The sequence below is a fragment of the Edwardsiella anguillarum ET080813 genome (genome assembly GCF_000264765.2).
GTDB lineage: Bacteria > Pseudomonadota > Gammaproteobacteria > Enterobacterales > Enterobacteriaceae > Edwardsiella > Edwardsiella anguillarum.
The window spans coordinates 131,552-149,119 of sequence record NZ_CP006664.1 but is presented as its reverse complement, the minus strand read 5'-3'; the positions used below and the strand labels follow the sequence as shown (position 1 = coordinate 149,119).

16 protein-coding genes are annotated in these 17,568 nt (G+C 61.9%); 14 read left to right on the top strand and 2 right to left on the bottom strand.

Going from position 1 to position 17,568, the window contains the following annotated elements; all coding sequences use genetic code 11:
- Nucleotides 1–117 precede the first annotated feature (117 nt).
- The 14 genes from aroA (at nucleotide 118) to ETEE_RS00655 (ending at nucleotide 16,400) form a co-directional block, all read left to right on the top strand.
- Entirely contained in the window at nucleotides 118–1,404 is a 1,287-nt protein-coding gene (aroA, locus tag ETEE_RS00715; RefSeq protein ID WP_034162465.1) for a 3-phosphoshikimate 1-carboxyvinyltransferase, read from the top strand.
- A gap of 304 nt (nucleotides 1,405–1,708) precedes the next feature.
- Nucleotides 1,709–2,386: a (d)CMP kinase gene (gene cmk, locus ETEE_RS00710; RefSeq protein WP_034162464.1), complete on the top strand. Its 678-nt coding sequence runs from the start codon at nucleotides 1,709–1,711 to the stop codon at nucleotides 2,384–2,386.
- 227 nt (nucleotides 2,387–2,613) lie between these two features.
- The gene (rpsA, locus tag ETEE_RS00705) at nucleotides 2,614–4,287 is read left to right on the top strand and encodes a 30S ribosomal protein S1 (RefSeq protein ID WP_012849007.1); all 1,674 of its coding nucleotides are present in this window, start codon (nucleotides 2,614–2,616) and stop codon (nucleotides 4,285–4,287) included.
- 87 nt (nucleotides 4,288–4,374) lie between these two features.
- A complete protein-coding gene (gene ihfB, locus ETEE_RS00700; protein ID WP_012849006.1) occupies nucleotides 4,375–4,659 on the top strand; it encodes an integration host factor subunit beta in 285 nt (94 codons plus the stop codon).
- A 226-nt stretch (nucleotides 4,660–4,885) separates the two neighbouring features.
- Nucleotides 4,886–7,150, top strand: a complete 2,265-nt coding sequence (locus ETEE_RS00695; protein ID WP_034162463.1) for a DNA internalization-related competence protein ComEC/Rec2 — start codon at nucleotides 4,886–4,888, stop codon at nucleotides 7,148–7,150.
- Between the two features lie 36 nt (nucleotides 7,151–7,186).
- The gene (gene msbA / locus ETEE_RS00690) at nucleotides 7,187–8,941 is read left to right on the top strand and encodes a lipid A ABC transporter ATP-binding protein/permease MsbA (protein ID WP_034162462.1); all 1,755 of its coding nucleotides are present in this window, start codon (nucleotides 7,187–7,189) and stop codon (nucleotides 8,939–8,941) included.
- Nucleotides 8,938–9,933: a tetraacyldisaccharide 4'-kinase gene (gene lpxK, locus ETEE_RS00685; RefSeq protein WP_034162461.1), complete on the top strand. Its 996-nt coding sequence runs from the start codon at nucleotides 8,938–8,940 to the stop codon at nucleotides 9,931–9,933. Before msbA ends, lpxK begins: the two co-directional genes overlap by 4 nt.
- A gap of 306 nt (nucleotides 9,934–10,239) precedes the next feature.
- A complete protein-coding gene (cspE, locus tag ETEE_RS00680) occupies nucleotides 10,240–10,449 on the top strand; it encodes a transcription antiterminator/RNA stability regulator CspE (RefSeq protein ID WP_005296986.1) in 210 nt (69 codons plus the stop codon).
- 218 nt (nucleotides 10,450–10,667) lie between these two features.
- The gene (locus tag ETEE_RS00675; RefSeq protein ID WP_034162460.1) at nucleotides 10,668–10,877 is read left to right on the top strand and encodes a cold-shock protein; all 210 of its coding nucleotides are present in this window, start codon (nucleotides 10,668–10,670) and stop codon (nucleotides 10,875–10,877) included.
- 294 nt (nucleotides 10,878–11,171) lie between these two features.
- A complete protein-coding gene (locus tag ETEE_RS19600; RefSeq protein WP_071844152.1) occupies nucleotides 11,172–11,348 on the top strand; it encodes a Trm112 family protein in 177 nt (58 codons plus the stop codon).
- A complete protein-coding gene (kdsB, locus tag ETEE_RS00670; RefSeq protein WP_034162459.1) occupies nucleotides 11,348–12,109 on the top strand; it encodes a 3-deoxy-manno-octulosonate cytidylyltransferase in 762 nt (253 codons plus the stop codon). Before ETEE_RS19600 ends, kdsB begins: the two co-directional genes overlap by 1 nt.
- A 126-nt stretch (nucleotides 12,110–12,235) precedes the next feature.
- The gene (locus ETEE_RS00665; protein WP_034162458.1) at nucleotides 12,236–13,129 is read left to right on the top strand and encodes a YcbJ family phosphotransferase; all 894 of its coding nucleotides are present in this window, start codon (nucleotides 12,236–12,238) and stop codon (nucleotides 13,127–13,129) included.
- Between the two features lie 385 nt (nucleotides 13,130–13,514).
- Nucleotides 13,515–14,921, top strand: coding sequence for a nucleobase:cation symporter-2 family protein (locus ETEE_RS00660; RefSeq protein ID WP_034162457.1), 1,407 nt, complete (start codon nucleotides 13,515–13,517; stop codon nucleotides 14,919–14,921).
- A gap of 108 nt (nucleotides 14,922–15,029) precedes the next feature.
- Nucleotides 15,030–16,400 carry an 8-oxoguanine deaminase gene (locus ETEE_RS00655; RefSeq protein WP_034162710.1) on the top strand — a complete coding sequence of 457 codons (1,371 nt, stop codon included), beginning with the start codon at nucleotides 15,030–15,032 and terminating at the stop codon, nucleotides 16,398–16,400.
- Between the two features lie 2 nt (nucleotides 16,401–16,402).
- Here ETEE_RS00655 and ETEE_RS00650 read toward each other — a convergent pair whose 3' ends face one another.
- Both ETEE_RS00650 and elyC read right to left on the bottom strand, forming a co-directional pair.
- On the bottom strand, nucleotides 16,403–16,687 hold the full coding sequence (locus ETEE_RS00650) for a hypothetical protein (protein WP_034162456.1): 285 nt from the start codon (nucleotides 16,685–16,687) through the stop codon (nucleotides 16,403–16,405).
- On the bottom strand, nucleotides 16,684–17,481 hold the full coding sequence (gene elyC / locus ETEE_RS00645; RefSeq protein WP_034162709.1) for an envelope biogenesis factor ElyC: 798 nt from the start codon (nucleotides 17,479–17,481) through the stop codon (nucleotides 16,684–16,686). The genes ETEE_RS00650 and elyC overlap by 4 nt, the downstream gene beginning before the upstream one ends.
- Nucleotides 17,482–17,568 lie beyond the last annotated feature (87 nt).

The window sequence follows — 17,568 nt, the reverse complement described above, 5'->3', positions numbered from 1 at the left end:
CCGGCGCCGATGGGGCGCCGCATAGTGACAGCGCTCAATAAAAACGGTACAAAAATACCCTCAATAGGAAGCGCGGCCATGATGGCGGCGCCGTTTGCCCAGCAGGAGTGATTTAGCATGTCGTCCGCCCTGACGTTACACCCCGTGCGCCGCTTTAGCGGCGAGATTAATCTGCCCGGCTCGAAAAGCGTTTCCAACCGCGCCCTGCTCCTGGCGGCACAGGCCCGCGGCGTAACGCGGCTGCATAACCTGCTCGACAGCGACGATGTGCGCTACATGCTCGATGCCCTTAAGGCGCTGGGCGTGCGCTATCAGCTGTCGGACTGCCGCACCCGCTGCGAGGTGCAGGGACTCGGGGGGACGCTGAGCGCCCACGGCGCGCTGACGCTGTTTCTGGGCAATGCCGGCACGGCGATGCGCCCGCTGGCGGCGGCGCTCAGCCTGGGGCAGCGCGATGTGATCCTGACCGGGGAGCCGCGCATGAAGGAGCGTCCGATCGCGCATCTGGTGACGGCCCTGCGGCTGGGCGGCGCGCACGTTGACTATCTGGAGAGCGAGGGCTATCCGCCCGTGCGTCTGCGCGGCGGCTTTAACGGCGGTGACATCAGCGTCAACGGCTCGGTCTCCAGCCAGTTTCTGACCGCGCTGCTGATGGCGGCGCCGATGGCGGCAGAAGAAACCCGTATCACCATTCTGGGGGAGCTGGTTTCCCAGCCCTATATCGCTATTACGCTGGCGATGATGCGGGCGTTCGGCGTGGAGGTGGAGCATCACGACTATCGTCATTTCGTCGTGCGCGGGGGCCAGGTCTATCAGGCCGCGGGTGACTACCTGGTCGAAGGGGACGCCTCCTCTGCGTCATATTTCCTGGCCGGCGCAGCGATCGCCGGCGGCACCGTCCGGGTGACCGGGATTGGCCGTAACAGCATGCAGGGGGATATTCACTTTGCCGATGCGCTGGAGAAAATGGGGGCCCATATTGAGTGGGGCGATGACTATATCGCCTGCACCCGGGATAGCCTGTACGGCATCGATATGGATATGAACGCGATCCCCGATGCGGCGATGACCATCGCCACCACCGCGCTGTTTGCCAAAGGGCCGACGACTCTACGCAATATTTATAACTGGCGCGTTAAGGAGACCGATCGCCTGGCGGCGATGGCCTGTGAGCTGCAGAAGGTGGGCGCCGTGGTCGAGGAGGGGGCGGACTACCTGCGCATCGAGCCGCCGGCGCAGCTGCGGGCGGCGCAGATTGCCACCTACAACGATCACCGCATGGCCATGTGCTTTTCGCTGGTGGCGCTGTCGGACACGCCGGTGACCATCTGCGATCCCGGCTGCACCGCGAAAACCTTTCCCGATTACTTTAGCCAGTTTTCCGCGCTGTGCCACCCGCGCTAAGACGCGTTGGGGGTTAATCTGAAAAGCCGGCGTAGGCATACGCCGGCTTTTTGCTATCCGATCGCCCGCGGGGCGGCGTAGGCAATCGTTTGGGGGCGCCCGGTCTGCGTCTGCCGGCGCCAGTTTTTCCAGCAACCGTCTCCTCAAGGGTAACAGTTCGCCCGGTGGCAGCGTATAATGCCGCCGTATTTCACGCCCGCCGCTGAGCGTGTTAGGGAATGGTGCAGGTCCGGTGACGTCGCCATTCCCTAACATGTTTTCGCCGATCCGCGGGATCGGCGGTTCCAATTGAGAGGAGACAAGAATGACGGCGATAGTCCCGGTCATTACCGTAGATGGGCCCAGCGGCGCAGGTAAAGGAACGCTGTGCAAGGCGCTGGCACAGGCCCTTGGCTGGCATTTACTCGACTCCGGTGCGATTTACCGCGTGCTGGCGCTGGCGGCGCTGCACCATCAGGTGAATATCGATTCAGAAGAGGCGTTGGTTCCGCTGGCGGCGCACCTGGACGTGCGCTTTGACGCCGCCGAGGGCGATCTGCGGGTGATCCTGGAGGGGGAGGACGTCAGTACGGCGATCCGTACGGAAACCGTCGGCAACACCGCGTCGCGCGCGGCGGCCTTTCCCCGGGTGCGCGAGGCGCTGCTGCGTCGTCAGCGCGCGTTTCGCGAGACGCCGGGGCTGATCGCCGACGGTCGCGATATGGGCACGGTGGTCTTCCCCGATGCGCCGGTGAAAATTTTTCTGGATGCCAGCGCGCAAGAGCGCGCCCACCGCCGTATGTTGCAGTTGCAGGGAAATGGCTTTGATGTTAACTTTGAGAGTCTTTTAGCCGAAATTAAAGAGCGCGATTTCCGCGATCGCAACCGGGCCGTGGCACCGTTGGTCCCGGCGGCGGGGGCGCTGCTGCTCGACTCGACGACTCTGTCTATCGAGCAGGTTATCGCGCAGGCCTTGGCCCATGCGCGCCAGACGCTGGCGTAAGCGGGCATTCACGGCGGTGCGGCATAGCCGCAGTCAACGGGGCGGTGCGTTGTGATTTTTACGCGCTGTCTATTGTTGTTATTGATAAATTAGTTCGTTTAGCCGTGAAAAACGTTGTATAATTAGTACCCCTCGCCGCGATGGAATGCAGCCGAGGTATGTTAAACAACCCCGTCTGGCCGGATGCCGGATGGACGTTCAATTAAAGAATCCTGAAGATTATCAACATGACTGAATCTTTTGCTCAACTCTTTGAAGAATCCCTGAAAGAAATCGAAACCCGTCCGGGTTCCATCGTTCGTGGCGTTGTTGTTGCTATCGACAAAGACGTAGTCCTGGTTGACGCCGGTCTGAAGTCTGAGTCTGCCATTCCGGCCGAGCAGTTCAAAAACGCTCAGGGCGAACTGGAAATCGCGGTAGGCGACGAAGTTGATGTGGCTCTGGATGCAGTAGAAGACGGCTTCGGTGAAACCCAGCTGTCCCGCGAAAAAGCTAAGCGTCACGAAGCTTGGCTGATGCTGGAAAAAGCTTACGAAGACGCTGCAACTGTTACCGGTGTTATCAACGGTAAAGTGAAGGGTGGCTTCACCGTAGAGCTGAACGGTATCCGCGCGTTCCTGCCGGGCTCCCTGGTAGACGTACGTCCGGTGCGTGACACTCTGCACCTGGAAGGCAAAGAGCTTGAGTTTAAAGTTATCAAGCTGGACCAGAAGCGCAACAACGTTGTAGTTTCTCGTCGTGCTGTCATCGAGTCTGAAAACAGCGCAGAACGCGATCAGCTGCTGGAAAACCTGCAGGAAGGCATGGAAGTTAAAGGTATCGTTAAGAACCTCACTGACTACGGTGCATTCGTTGATCTGGGCGGCGTTGACGGCCTGCTGCACATCACTGACATGGCTTGGAAACGCGTTAAGCATCCGAGCGAAATCGTCAACGTTGGCGATGAAATCACCGTTAAGGTGCTGAAGTTCGACCGTGAGCGTACCCGTGTATCCCTGGGTCTGAAGCAGCTGGGCGAAGATCCGTGGGTCGCTATCGCCAAGCGTTATCCGGAAGGGACCAAACTGACCGGCCGCGTGACCAACCTGACCGACTACGGCTGCTTCGTTGAGATCGAAGAAGGCGTTGAAGGCCTGGTTCACGTATCCGAAATGGATTGGACCAACAAGAACATCCACCCGTCCAAAGTGGTTAACGTGGGTGACGTTGTGGAAGTTATGGTTCTGGATATCGACGAAGAGCGTCGCCGTATCTCCCTGGGCCTGAAGCAGTGCAAAGCCAACCCGTGGCAGCAGTTCGCTGAAACCCACAACAAGGGCGATCGCGTTGAAGGTAAGATCAAGTCAATCACTGACTTCGGTATCTTCATCGGCCTGGAAGGCGGCATCGACGGTCTGGTGCACCTGTCTGACATCTCTTGGAACGTTGCCGGCGAAGAAGCCGTACGCGAATACAAGAAAGGCGACGAAATCGCAGCCGTCGTTCTGCAGGTTGACGCAGAGCGTGAGCGTATCTCCCTGGGCGTTAAACAGCTGGCGGAAGATCCGTTCAACAACTACATCTCTCTGAACAAGAAGGGTGCAATTGTTACTGGTAAAGTCACCGCTGTTGACGCGAAAGGTGCTACAGTTGAATTAGCTGATGGCGTAGAAGGCTATCTGCGTGCCTCTGAAGCCTCTCGCGACCGCGTTGAAGATGCGACTCTGGTTCTGAACGTAGGCGACGAAGTCGAAGCCAAGTTCACCGGCGTTGATCGCAAAAACCGCGTTGTAAGCCTGTCTGTACGTGCTAAAGACGAAGCGGAAGAGAAAGATGCTATGGCTGCCGTAAACAGCCAGGACGATGCAAACTTCTCCAACAACGCTATGGCTGAAGCATTCAAGGCTGCTAAAGGCGAATAATGATGAGGGCGGCGTTAGCCGCCCTGTAACGGTAGTTAAGCTGCATCGTGCGCTCTCCCGTCATGGGAGACACAGCTTGGAGGATATATGACCAAGTCAGAACTCATTGAAAGACTTGCCAGTCAGCAGCCCCATCTGCCTGCTAAGGCCGTTGAGGATGCGGTAAAAGAGATGCTGGAACATATGGCAGCCACGCTCGCCGACGGTGAACGCATCGAGATCCGTGGTTTTGGCAGTTTTTCACTTCACTACCGTGCTCCCCGCGTCGGCCGTAACCCGAAAACCGGCGAAAAAGTGGAGCTGGAAGGTAAATACGTTCCCCACTTCAAACCGGGTAAAGAGTTACGCGATCGGGCAAACATCTACGCTTGATTGCGGATTGAATTGATTAAAATGGCGCCGAACGGCGCCATTTTTCTTTGTCGTCCCGCGCGCTCGTCCTCTCTCCCGTCTTTCGCTTCTCTCTCGCCCGTGAACGGCGTAGGTTTGCATTGGCGATAACGCTTTCTGCGCGCCGCTGCGCAGGCGTGTGCCTTGCCGGATTACCCAGGGCGCCTTTGCGTGCACACTTCCCGTTTTAACCTGCGGTGGAGTACGGATGGGGCTGCCGACGGCGTTATCTTATCTGGCGTGCGGTATGCTGCCGCTGCTGTGGCTGCCGACGCTGCCGTCGGGGCGCGCATCGGCGCTGCTGCTGGGCGTGGCGCTGCTGTGCCTGCTGCGGCGCGGCGGAGTGAGCCTGCGGATTGGGCTGCTGTGCCTGGGACTGCTGTGGGGCAGTGAACGGGGCCATCAGGCGCTGCGGCCGCTCGCCTACGCCGATCGCGCGGTGACCCTGGAGGGGCAGGTGGTGTCGGCGTCGCTGGCGAGCGCCACGCTGCGTCAGCCGGTTATTCTGCGGGTAACCCGTCTGGAGGGGCGGGCGGTGGCGCCGTTTCGCCTGCTGCTGCACTGGGACAGCCAGCGCTACCCCTTCGCGGCCGGGCAGCGCTGGCAGGTGGATGCGCTGCCGCGAGCGCTGCACGGCAGCCTGAACCCGGCGGGCTTCGATCGTCAGCGTCATTACCTGTCTCAGGACGTGGTGCTGAGCGCGACGCCGCGCGGCTATCGTCTGCTGGATTCCCGGCGCACGCTGCGCCAGCGGATCATCGATCTCGCCGTACGGCGCCTCGCCGGTCATTCAGCCCGACCGCTGCTGCTGGCGCTGCTGTTCGGCGAGCGGGGAGAGATAACGGCAGAGTCACGCACGCTGCTGCGCCAGAGCGGGACGCTGCACCTGCTAGCGATCTCCGGGCTGCATATTGCCCTGGCCGCCGCGCTGGCTCATGGGCTCTGGCGCGGGCTGGCGCTGATGTTACCGCTGCACTGGCAGACGCCGCGCCAGCCTTTGGCGCTGGCGGTGCTGGCCGCCTGGGGCTATGCCTGGCTGGCGGGCGTGCCACCGCCGACGCTGCGCGCCGCGCTGATGGTGACGCTGTATGCCCTGTGGCGCTGGCGCGGACGCCAGTCTACGCTGCGCGATGTGCTGACGCTGACCTTATCGCTGGGACTGCTAAGCGAGCCTCTGCTGCTGCTGTCCTCGGGCTTTTGGCTGTCGGTGAGCGCGGTGGCGTCGCTGCTGTTCTGGTCCGCCTGGCAGCCGCTGAGCGCTCGGCTGCGCGGGCCCTGCTGTGCGCCGCTGAGGTTACTGCACCTGCAGCTGGGGCTGCTGCTGCTGCTGTCGCCGCTGCAGCTGGCGCTGTTCCACGGAATCAGCTGGACCGCGCCGCTGGCCAATCTGGCGGCGGTGCCGCTGGTCTCGCTGGGCGTCATGCCTCTGGCGCTGGCGGGGCTGCTGCTGATGCTGGTCGGTTTACCGTGGGCGGGAGAGGGGGCGTGGGGCATGGCGCAGTGGCTACTCGAGGCGCTGCTGGCGCTGCTGCGTCGCTTGCCCGATGGCTGGCTGATGCCGAGCGGGCTCGCCCTGATGTATAGCGCGCTAGCGCTGGCGCTGGGCCTGCTGTGGTCGATTCGCCAAGGGGGGCGCGATCTGTGGCTGTTCTTGCTGTGCGGGCTGCTGGCCGGCGGAGGGGCGCTGCGTGGGCGCAGCGGCGGCGAGGGGTGGCGGGTCGATATGATGGACGTCGGTCACGGGCAGGCCATCGCGATCAGCCGTAACGGGCAGGCGCTGCTGTATGACAGTGGGGGGCGCTGGCCGGGCGGCGACGCGGCGCAGCAGGTCTTGCTGCCCTACCTGCGCTGGCAGGGACTCAGGTTGAGCGGGCTCATCATCAGCCATGCCGACAGCGATCATGCGGGAGGTCGGCGGACGCTGGTTCAGGCCTATCCCCTGGCCTGGGTCGCCTCGCCGGCACCGAACGATCTTCCGTGCCGGCGCGGTCTGCATACCTATTGGCAGGGGCTACGGATCGACTTCCTCTGGCCGCCGCGGGCGGTGGCCCGCCCGCGTAACAATGACTCGTGCGTCGTGCGTATCAGCGGGCCGGGAGGCGCGCTGCTGCTGACGGGAGACATTGAGGCCGACAGCGAGCGGGCGCTGTTGGCGGCGGGGACGCACCTGCGTGCCGAGGTGATGCAGGTTCCCCATCACGGCAGCCGCAGCTCCTCCGGCGAGGGGCTGCTGCAGGCGGTGCAGCCCGCCCTGGCGCTGGCGTCGGCCGCCCGTTACTCCCCCTGGCGCTTTCCTGCGCCGTCGGTGCGCCAGCGCTACGGTCAGCGGGGGATTGCCTGGCGGGATACCGCTCACGATGGGATGATTCGGGTGGATTTTTCTGCCGCCGGTTGGCGAGTCAGCACCCTGCGGCAGCAAATAGATCCGCATTGGTATCATGCTTGGTTTGGCGTTGACGGTCATAACGGGTAAAATAATCCGCTGTTTCATTCCTAACTGGTTCATTAAATGCTGAATGATAAAGATCTCTCGACCTGGCAGACGTTCCGTCGGCTGTGGCCGATGATCGCTCCCTTTAAAGCGGGGCTCATCGTGGCGTCGGTGGCGTTGGTGATCAACGCGGCCAGCGATGCCTACATGCTGTCGTTGCTTAAGCCGCTGTTGGACGACGGGTTTGGCAAGGCGGGGTCCGATATCCTTAAGTGGATGCCTTTTGCCGTTATCGGGCTGATGGTGCTGCGTGGACTCTCCGGCTTTGTCTCCTCGTACTGCGTGTCCTGGGTATCCGGCAAGGTGGTGATGAATATGCGCCGCGGCCTGTTTTCCCACATGATGGGTATGCCGGTCTCGTTCTTCGACCAACAGTCGACCGGTACGCTGCTGTCGCGTATCACCTATGACTCCGAGCAGGTGGCCTCCTCCTCTTCCGGTGCGCTGATCACCGTGGTGCGCGAAGGGGCTTCGATTATCGCGCTGTTCTGCCTGATGTTTTACTACAGCTGGCAGCTGTCGGTGATCCTGATCGTTTTGGCGCCGATCGTGTCGTTCGCTATCCGCTATGTCTCCAAGCGCTTTCGCAACATCAGTAAGAATATGCAGAGCTCCATGGGGCAGGTGACCGCCAGCGCGGAGCAGATGCTGAAAGGGCACAAAGAGGTGCTGATCTTCGGCGGACAGAAGGTAGAGAGCGAGCGTTTCAACAAGGTGAGCAACCACATGCGTCAACAGAGCATGAAGATGGTGACGGCGTCGTCGATCTCCGACCCGATCATCCAGCTCATCGCCTCATTTTCGCTGGCCTTCGTCCTCTACGCCGCCAGTTTCCCGAGCGTGATGGATACGCTGACCGCCGGGACTATTACCGTGGTGTTCTCTTCCATGATCGCCCTGATGCGCCCGCTGAAGTCGCTGACCAACGTCAACTCGCAGTTCCAGCGCGGTATGGCGGCCTGTCAGACTCTGTTCGCCATTCTGGATCTGGAGCAGGAGAAAGACGAAGGCAAGCGCGTGCTGACGGCCGATCACGCCAAAGGGGATATCCATTTCAAGCAGGTGACCTTTACCTATCAGGGGAAAGAAGTACCGGCGCTGCGTGATATCAGCCTGACCATCCCGGCCAGCAAGACGGTGGCGCTGGTGGGCCGCTCCGGTTCCGGGAAGTCGACCATCGCGCATCTGCTGACGCGCTTCTATGACATTCAGCAGGGGACGATCCTGATCGATGGACGCGATCTGCGTGAATATACCCTGAGTTCGCTGCGCGATCAGGTGGCGCTGGTCTCTCAGAGCGTGCACCTGTTTAACGATACCATCGCCAACAACATCGCCTATGCGCGTGATAATACCTACACCCGCGCGGAGATCGAGCATGCGGCGCGCTTGGCCTATGCGATGGACTTTATCGATAAAATGCCGCAGGGGCTGGACACCATCATCGGGGAGAACGGCGTGATGCTCTCCGGCGGTCAGCGCCAGCGCATCGCGATTGCCCGCGCGTTGCTGCGCGATTGCCCGATCTTGATCCTTGACGAGGCGACCTCGGCGCTGGATACCGAGTCCGAGCGCGCGATTCAGGCGGCGCTGGATGAGCTGCAGAAAAACCGTACCTCGCTGGTGATCGCCCATCGCCTCTCGACCATTGAGAGCGCCGACGAGATCCTGGTGGTGGAGGACGGCTGTATTGTCGAACGTGGCAACCACCGTACGCTGCTGGACAACGACGGCGTTTATGCTCAGCTCTACCGGATGCAGTTCGGCCAATGATCGCGCGGATCTGGTCTGGGCGTTCGCCGCTGTATCTGCTGCTGTTGCCGCTCTCCTGGCTGTATGGTCTGGTAGCGCTGCTGCGTCGCCAGGCCTACCGCTGCGGTTGGCTCCGGGTCTGGCGGGCGCCGCTGCCGCTGGTGGTGGTGGGGAACCTGACCGCCGGTGGCAACGGTAAGACGCCGCTGGTTATCTGGCTGGTCGAGCAGCTGCAGCAGCGTGGCTACCGGGTCGGGGTGGTATCGCGCGGCTACGGAGGCCGGGCCGCGCACTATCCGCTGGTGCTGGGGCCGGATACCCGTAGCGCAGAGTGCGGCGATGAGCCGCTGCTGATAGCCCAGCGCACCGGCGCCCGAGTGGCGGTGGCGCCGCAGCGCAGCGCAGCGGTGCAGGCGCTGCTGGCCCAGGGGCCGCTGGACGTGGTGATCACCGACGATGGCCTGCAGCACTATGCGCTGGCGCGCGATATGGAACTGGTGGTGGTCGACGGGGAGCGCCGCTTCGGCAACGGCTGGTGGCTACCGGCCGGGCCGATGCGCGAGCGGGCCGCCCGTCTGCGCAGCGTCGATGCGGTGATCGTCAACGGCGGTACGCCCCGATCCGGCGAGATCCCGATGTCGCTGGCCGGCCATACGCTGGTCAACCTGCGCAGCGGGGAGCGGCGTGCGGCGGCGCAGTTTGTGACGCCGGCCGTTGCCATGGCCGGGATCGGTCATCCGCCGCGCTTTTTTCACACCCTGACACAGCTGGGGATCCCGCTGCAGGCGACCCATGCCTTTGCCGATCATCAGGCGTATCAGGCGTCGGCGCTGGCGGCGCTGACGCCGCAGGCGCAGCCGCTGCTGATGACTGAAAAAGATGCGGTGAAATGCCGCGCCTTTACCCAAGACAACTGGTGGTATCTGCCGGTCAGTGCCACGCTGCCCGCGGAGGCCGGCGAGCGTCTGCTGGCGCGTATCGCCGCGCTGATGGCGGCGCGGCCGCGCGGTTAGGGCCGTCCGCGGCGCCGCAGGGGCGCCGTCGCTCCGGTCGTTTAGGCGGTAAATATTTTAAAAGGGAAATTTTTAGGCAAAAAACGGCTTGCTCAATCGCGGCGTTTATGCGTAAATGGTCGTGGCCTGTAAAACAGACCCGATTTATGTACGACATGAGAATAAAGCTGTTACTCTTTTAAGACGTTATCCTTGGTGATTCCGCTTGTTCGAGAACCCTCTTCTTAGTGCCACCCATAAGTTAGTTTCTGCATTCGGCCTAACCCCCCGATGGGGCAATTTCAGTTAAAATTTAAGGTAATTCAAATGTCTAAGAAGACTGGTCAGGTAAAGTGGTTCAACGAAAGCAAAGGCTTCGGCTTTATCGAGCAGCATGACGGCGGTAAAGATGTATTCGTACATTTCTCTGCCATCACCGGTGACGGTTTCAAAACGTTGGCTGAAGGCCAGCGTGTAGAGTACACCATTCAGGACAGCCCGCGCGGGCCGGCTGCCGCCAACGTTGTTGCGCTGTAATTACATCGCATAACGTGTGACAATGCACTTATCGTTAGCGCGGCGATGCGTTCGCCAGTGACGTGCATTGTCTCTCGAGAAAGCCCGCCTATTACGGCGGGCTTTTTGTATCTGTAATTCACCAAGGCTCATAGAGGTTGATAACGATAACTTGACAGAGCATGACCACCCCGAGGGCGTATGTCCGCGCGGGTGTACTGATAAGAAGGATAAGTAAAATGACATTAAAAATGGGTTTCGTGAAGTGGTATGACCCGAGTGCGGGTCTGGGCGTAATCTCTCCTCTGGATGGCGGTGACGATCTGTACGTCAGCCGGACCGGTATTGCCAGCGCGCGCAATAAGCTGCTGCGCGAGGGGCAGCGGGTCGAGTTTTCGACGCCGCGCGGTCGCCGCAGCCAGATGGCGGAAGATGTGATCGCCTACTGATGTACCGTGCAGCCAGCGTTTTCCCTACACGTCTCCACGCTGGCTGCTGATAGAGCCTTTCCCCCTCGCTCCCTCGCGCATTGATTCACCTGATTTTCGTCAACAGCTTCATGTTTTCAGATTTTGCGATGGCGCAGCGTCCTGATTTGCAGCATAGTGAATTACGCCGTGGCACGCGGATATTCGCCGGGTTGCGTTCTACGCTCCCGAGCTGTGCCAGCGGATGATTAATTCCCCCGAAGGGGGTATGCTAGCGCTACTTTTGGATAGCAAAATCAGTAGGACCCTTTACGCATGGATCACCGTTTACTCGAGATAGTTGCCTGCCCGGTATGTAACGGAAAGCTCTCTTTTAATCAGGAGCATCAGGAGCTCGTCTGTAAAATTGACCGTTTGGCCTTTCCGCTGCGCGACGGCATCCCCGTGATGCTGGAAAACGAGGCCCGAACCCTGCCGCTGGAAGAGAATTGATGAGTTTTATTGCCATTATCCCATCCCGATATGCATCGACCCGTCTACCGGGGAAGCCGCTGGCGGACATCGCCGGTAAGCCCATGGTGGTACATGTGATGGCCCAGGCCCTGGCCTCCGGCGCAGAGCGGGTCATTGTGGCGACCGATCACCCTGATGTGCAGCGCGCCGTGCTGCAGGCGGGGGGCGAGGTGTGTATGACACGCACCGACCACCATTCGGGGACCGAGCGACTGGCCGAGGTGATTGAACGCTGTGGCTTTGCCGATGACGACATCATCGTCAACGTACAGGGCGACGAGCCGCTGATCCCGCCGCAGATTATCCGTCAGGTGGCTGAGAACCTGGCGCGCTGTGACGCCGGTATGGCGACGCTGGCGGTACCGATCCACGATGCCGCCGAGGCCTTTAACCCCAACGCGGTGAAGGTGGTGCGCGACAGCCAGGGCTATGCGCTCTATTTCTCTCGCGCCGCCATTCCTTGGGATCGCGATCGCTTTGCCGTCTCGCAGAGTCAGATCGGGCAAACGTTTCTGCGCCACATCGGCATTTATGCCTATCGCGCCGGCTTTATTCGCCGCTATGTGAACTGGGCACCGAGCCAGCTTGAGCAGATTGAGATGCTGGAGCAGCTGCGGGTGCTGTGGTACGGCGAGAAGATCCACGTGGACGTCGCGCTGCAGGCGCCGGGCACCGGGGTGGATACCCCTGAGGATCTGGCCTGCGTTCGGGCGATCCTGGCGTCGCAGGGGCAGCACTGACTGTGCCTGCGGTGACGCGAGTTAACCTGAAAGCGTGCGATTGCACGCTTTTTTGATCTCAGCGCGTGTAGAGGAGCACATTCTCGCCCATGATAAAGTAATCCGGTGACGAAAAGGGTATGACGGATGGAGCAACTGAAAGCGGAGTTAAGCGCCGCGCTGGGGGAACCCGTGGGGCGCATGGTGCAAATCAGCGAGCAGCCCTATGCCCGCCTGTATGCGCTTTATACTCGCCAGGGCGCGGCTATCCCGCTGGTGGCGAAAAGCTATCTGTGCGGCGGCGTGGCGCAGCAGGAGGCCTATAAGCTCTCGATGCTGGCCCGTCAGGGGACCGTCCGCCTGCCCGCCGTATTCGGCGTACTGACGACGCAGCAGAGCCCGTTTCAGGAGGTGCTACTGATGGAGCGCCTGTCCGGGGTTGCCGCCGAGGCACCCGCCCGCACCCCGGCGCGCTGGGAGAGCCTGAAAGAGCAGATCGTTGAGGGAGTGCTGGGCTGGCACCGCATCGATAGCCACGGCTGCGTGGGCAACGTCGATAGCGTGCAGGAGAATGGCTGGGCCGCGTGGTATCAGCAGCGGGTGACGGTGATCGCCTCGCTGCTGGACGCGGCGCATATGGGGCCGTTAGCGATGCCCGTGCGACGGGCGCTGGTACGCAGTCAGACGCAGCTGACGGCGCTGTTTGCGGACTTTGATGATGGCGCGGTGCTGGTGCACGGCAACCTGACGCTGCGCAGCGTGCTGAAAGAGAGCCGTAGCGATCAGCTGCTGGCGATGCTGAATCCCGGCATGATCCTGTGGGCTCCGCGGGAGTACGATCTGTTTCGCCTGTGCGAAGACGACATGTCGGCCGATCTGCTGGGCTGCTATCTGCGCAAGGCGCCGGTCAGCGAGGCGTTTATGGCGCGTCGCTGGCTATATATGCTGTGGGAGGCGGCCAACCGCTATCTGCACACGGGGGTCCAGGAGCAGGCGGTGCTCACCCGGGCGGCGCAGCAGCTGCTGCCGTGGCTGGGGTAAGATTATTATCGTTCATCGGCGCGGGTTCGCCGCGCCGTCAATCACTTTGAGGCTCTTGCGCATTGAAAATGATACGCCGTCTACCACTTTGATAGCGTGACGCAAACGTTTAACCGCGCTCTCGTCGCACAGCGCCGCTGCCGTCGGCGATAAATGTGACGCCTTCCTCAATTCTCGTTTCATTTTATCCTGAATGCTGTTTTAGACGACAAATGCGCATGCTCTGTGCATGGTGATAACGTCAGCGTCCGACGAGTACGGGGCGCGGCAGATGCCATGATATCGGTGCGCACCATTACGGCGAGCACCTGAACCAGGGGAAGCGAATGCCTCTCGAATCGTAGCCGACGGCGGACGCCGTCGCGCCGTAAGGAGTGATGAGTCCATGAGCGTCATGAAGAATCCGCCAGCGGAAAGCGCTGCACAGCCTGTCGATGAAGTAGAGCGTAAGCTGCCTATCGTGCAGCTGTTTACCCTGGGACTGCAGCATGTGCTGGTGATGTATGCCGGCGCCGTGGCGGTGCCGCTGGTGATCGGCGGCAGCCTCGGCCTGCCCAAAGATCAAATCGCCTTTCTGATTAGCTCCGATCTGTTCTGCTGCGGCGTCGTGACCCTGCTGCAGTGCCTGGGGATCGGCCGCTTTGCAGGTATTCGCCTGCCGGTGATCATGTCGGTCACCTTCGCTGCCGTTACGCCGATGCTGGCGATTGGTGCCGATCCCACCATCGGCCTGACCGGGATCTTCGGCGCGACCATCGCCTCGGGGATTCTGGCGACCCTGCTGGTACCGTTGGTCGGGCGCCTGATGCCGCTGTTTCCCAACGTGGTGACCGGGGTGGTGATTACCTCCATCGGCATCAGCATTATGCAGGTGGGGATCGACTGGGCGGCGGGCGGCAAGGGGAATCCGGACTACGGCAGCCCGCTGTACCTGGGGACCTCGCTGCTGGTGCTGGTGTTTATTCTGCTGGTGACCCGCTATGCCAAGGGCTTTCTCGGCAATATTTCGGTGCTGCTGGGCATCGTCTTTGGTTTCCTGGTGGCGCTGTGGCTGGGGGAGGTCAGCTTTGACGGGCTGAGCGACGCCGCCTGGTTCGCACCGATCCACCCCTTTGCCTTTGGCTGGCCCACCTTTGAGCCGGTCTCCATCGTAACGCTGACGGTGGTGATGCTGATTACCTTTATCGAGTCGATGGGGATGTTTCTGGCGCTGGGCGATATCGTTGGCCGCCCGGCCAAGCAGCACGATATCGTGCGCGGACTGCGGGTGGACGGCATTGGCACCATCATCGGCGGTATGTTTAACAGCTTTCCGCACACCTCCTTTTCGCAGAACGTCGGCCTGGTGAGCGTGACCGGGGTCGCCAGCCGCTGGGTCTGCGTAATGTCCGGCGTCATTCTGCTGCTGTTCGGGCTGATCCCCAAGATGTCGGTGATCGTGGCCTCCGTGCCGCAGTTTGTGCTGGGTGGGGCCGGGATCGTGATGTTTGGTATGGTACTGGCCACCGGGATCCGTATTCTGGCACGTACGGATTTCAGCCATAATCGGTTTAATCTGTATATCGTCGCCATCAGCCTGGGGGTCGGGATGATCCCGACGGTATCGAGCCATTTCTTTAGCCAGCTTCCTCCCGCCCTGCAGCCGCTGCTGCACAGCGGCATCCTGCTGGCCAGCGTTAGCGCCGTCGCCCTGAACCTGTTCTTTAACGGCTATCAGCGCGATGAGCGGGTCGTCAAGATGCGCGCCGAGCGGCGGGCGGCTCGTCAGGCCGATTCATCTCGGGCCTCTTAGCCGGCGCAGGCGTTCAGATGCCGTAGGCCGCCGCTGGGGGCCATGGCACCGTTAAATCAGCCGCGGAGCGGCGCACAGCGGATGCGCTTGCCCGCAGAGGGGAAAGCGATGCACACGAAGAAGACGCTGGTGATTAAGAATGCCGATCTGCTGGTCACGATGGATGACCAGCGCCGGGAGATCCGCGGTGGCTGCATGCTGGTGGAGGGATGCCGCATTGTGGCGGTCGGCGGCAGCGAGCTGCTGGCCGCCGGCGCCGACGAGGAGCTGGATCTGAGCGGGCACGTGGTGATCCCGGGGATGGTCAACACCCATCACCATATGTTCCAGACCCTGACGCGTGCGCTGCCCGGCGCTCAGGACGCCGAGCTATTCTCATGGCTGGAGACGCTGTACCCGGTGTGGGGACGTCTGACGCCGGAGATGATCTCCATCTCGGCCCAGACGGCGATGGCGGAGCTGATGCTTTCCGGCTGCACGACCTCCAGCGACCACCTGTACCTGTTTCCCAACGGCTGTCGCCTGGATGACAGCATCGATGCGGCGCGTGAAATCGGCATGCGCTTTCACGCCTGTCGCGGCAGCATGAGCCTGGGACGCAGCCGCGGCGGCCTGCCGCCCGATGCGCTGGTGGAGCAAGAGGAGGCGATTCTGGAGGATTCGCTACGGCTGATCCAGTCCTATCATGATGCGGCGCGCTTTAGCATGCTGCGTATCGCGTTGGCGCCTTGCTCGCCCTTTTCCGTCAGTCGAGAGCTGATGAAAAAGAGTGCGCAGCTGGCGCGTCAGCACGGGGTCTCGCTGCATACCCATCTGGCGGAGAATGATAACGACGTCAGCTACAGTCAGCGCCACTTTGGCATGACGCCGGCAGAGTATGTGCGCGATCTGGGCTGGACCGGCCCGGACGTTTGGCATGCGCACTGCGTGAAGCTGGATGCGCAGGGGATCGATCTGTTTGCCCGTACCCAGACCGGGGTCGCCCACTGCCCATGCTCCAACATGCGTCTAGCGTCGGGGATCGCGCCGATCCGTCAGATGGTGGATGCCGGGGTGCCGGTCGGCATCGGCGTGGATGGCTCGGCCTCTAACGACGGCAGCTCGCTGCTGGCCGAGGCGCGTCAGGCGATGCTGCTGCAGCGGGTGGCCAGCGGGCCACAGGCCATGAGCGCGCGTGAGGCTCTGTGGCTGGCGACGCGGGGTGGGGCGCAGGTTCTTAACCGTGACGACATCGGCGCGCTGGCACCGGACATGGCGGCGGACTTTGTCGCCTTCGATCTGCGCGGCCTGGGCACCGCCGGCGCCCGTCACGATCCGCTGGCGGCGCTGGTGTTCTGCAATCCGGGCAACGTGGCCCTCAGCGTGATCAATGGCCGGGTGGTGATCCGCGACGGCCAGCTACAGACGATCGATCTGCCGCAGGTGATCGCGAAGCACAACCGCCTGAGCACGCTGCTGCTGCACCCCGATCCGCTGTAGCCCTAGCGGGCGCGCCACAGCCAGCGGCGGCACAGCAGGTAGGCCGTCGCCGGCAGCAGTAGCAGGCAGGCGGCGGCGGTCAGCAGCGCCGCCGTAGTGCCAAGACCGGTGGTCCAGGCAAAAAAGAACCCTAGCATGCTGACGGTTTCCAGCGGGCTGCCGTTCAACGCGGCGTTCTGCGGCTTGGCGAGCGCGTCGAACAGCAGCACCTGCCCCTCAAAGGTTAACAGTGCGACGGCCAGGCTGTAGCGGCGAGCGCGCCGCCGCGTTAAGGTCCGTAGGTTCATTTCTCCTCCGTCGGTGCCGCCGTGCGCCGATCCTGAGCCTGTCCCGTGAGCGCCTGCCAGAGGCGCCCCAGCGTTTCATACCCGGCGCGTTCGCTGTGCCCCAGATAGAGCGGAGAGGGGAGCCAGCGCTCCCAGGGATTGAGCGGGCTGGCGATCGCCATCTGGTTGGCCGGCGCCGGAATCGGATCGAGCCCCTGATGATGGAAAAAGCCCAGCGCCCGTGGCATATGGTTGGCCGAGGTCACCAGAATCAGCGGCGCGTTACCGACGACGCCTGCGACGGCCCGCGCCTCCTGGCCGGTATCCCGGGGACTGTCCAAAACGATAATACGCTGTTCATCGATGCCCAGCGAACGCGCCACCCGCGCCGCGACCTCGGCGCTGCTGAGCGGGTTCCCCTGCGCCGCTGCGCCGGTAAAGATAAGCTGCGCCTGTGGGTTCAGGGCGAGCTGGCGAACGCCCTCGATCACCCGCGGCAGGCTGTTGCCGATCAGGTTGGAGCTGGGCGCCCACTGCGGGTTATAGGTGTAGCCGCCGCCGAGCACCACCACATAGCGGGCCTGATGTGGGCCGTTCAGGGTCGGGTAGCGGTTCTCCAGCGGGGCGAGTAGGCGATCGGCCAGCGGTTGCATGCTCAGCAGGAGAATACCCAGCCAAGCGAGCGAAACAAGGACTTTTCCTATTCGCTGACGGCGAGTGAACCAAAGCAGCGCCAGGCCGAGCGCGCAGAGCGACAGGAGCAGCGGCAGCGGTAATAGCAGCATGCCGACAAATTTTTTGAGCTCAAATAGCATGACAACCGTCTCTTTTGGATGAAAAAACGCCATTCGCGTCGAATATCAGGCTGATGATATTCATTCTACGATAGCCTGTGTCAAAAT

Coding starts and splice junctions, on each gene's coding strand:
- aroA (WP_034162465.1), top strand. CDS start 118: ATGTCGTCCGCCCTGACGTTACACCCCGTGCGCCGCTTTAGCGGCGAG.
- cmk (WP_034162464.1), top strand. CDS start 1,709: ATGACGGCGATAGTCCCGGTCATTACCGTAGATGGGCCCAGCGGCGCA.
- rpsA (WP_012849007.1), top strand. CDS start 2,614: ATGACTGAATCTTTTGCTCAACTCTTTGAAGAATCCCTGAAAGAAATC.
- ihfB (WP_012849006.1), top strand. CDS start 4,375: ATGACCAAGTCAGAACTCATTGAAAGACTTGCCAGTCAGCAGCCCCAT.
- ETEE_RS00695 (WP_034162463.1), top strand. CDS start 4,886: ATGGGGCTGCCGACGGCGTTATCTTATCTGGCGTGCGGTATGCTGCCG.
- msbA (WP_034162462.1), top strand. CDS start 7,187: ATGCTGAATGATAAAGATCTCTCGACCTGGCAGACGTTCCGTCGGCTG.
- lpxK (WP_034162461.1), top strand. CDS start 8,938: ATGATCGCGCGGATCTGGTCTGGGCGTTCGCCGCTGTATCTGCTGCTG.
- cspE (WP_005296986.1), top strand. CDS start 10,240: ATGTCTAAGAAGACTGGTCAGGTAAAGTGGTTCAACGAAAGCAAAGGC.
- ETEE_RS00675 (WP_034162460.1), top strand. CDS start 10,668: ATGACATTAAAAATGGGTTTCGTGAAGTGGTATGACCCGAGTGCGGGT.
- ETEE_RS19600 (WP_071844152.1), top strand. CDS start 11,172: ATGGATCACCGTTTACTCGAGATAGTTGCCTGCCCGGTATGTAACGGA.
- kdsB (WP_034162459.1), top strand. CDS start 11,348: ATGAGTTTTATTGCCATTATCCCATCCCGATATGCATCGACCCGTCTA.
- ETEE_RS00665 (WP_034162458.1), top strand. CDS start 12,236: ATGGAGCAACTGAAAGCGGAGTTAAGCGCCGCGCTGGGGGAACCCGTG.
- ETEE_RS00660 (WP_034162457.1), top strand. CDS start 13,515: ATGAGCGTCATGAAGAATCCGCCAGCGGAAAGCGCTGCACAGCCTGTC.
- ETEE_RS00655 (WP_034162710.1), top strand. CDS start 15,030: ATGCACACGAAGAAGACGCTGGTGATTAAGAATGCCGATCTGCTGGTC.
- ETEE_RS00650 (WP_034162456.1), bottom strand. CDS start 16,687: ATGAACCTACGGACCTTAACGCGGCGGCGCGCTCGCCGCTACAGCCTG.
- elyC (WP_034162709.1), bottom strand. CDS start 17,481: ATGCTATTTGAGCTCAAAAAATTTGTCGGCATGCTGCTATTACCGCTG.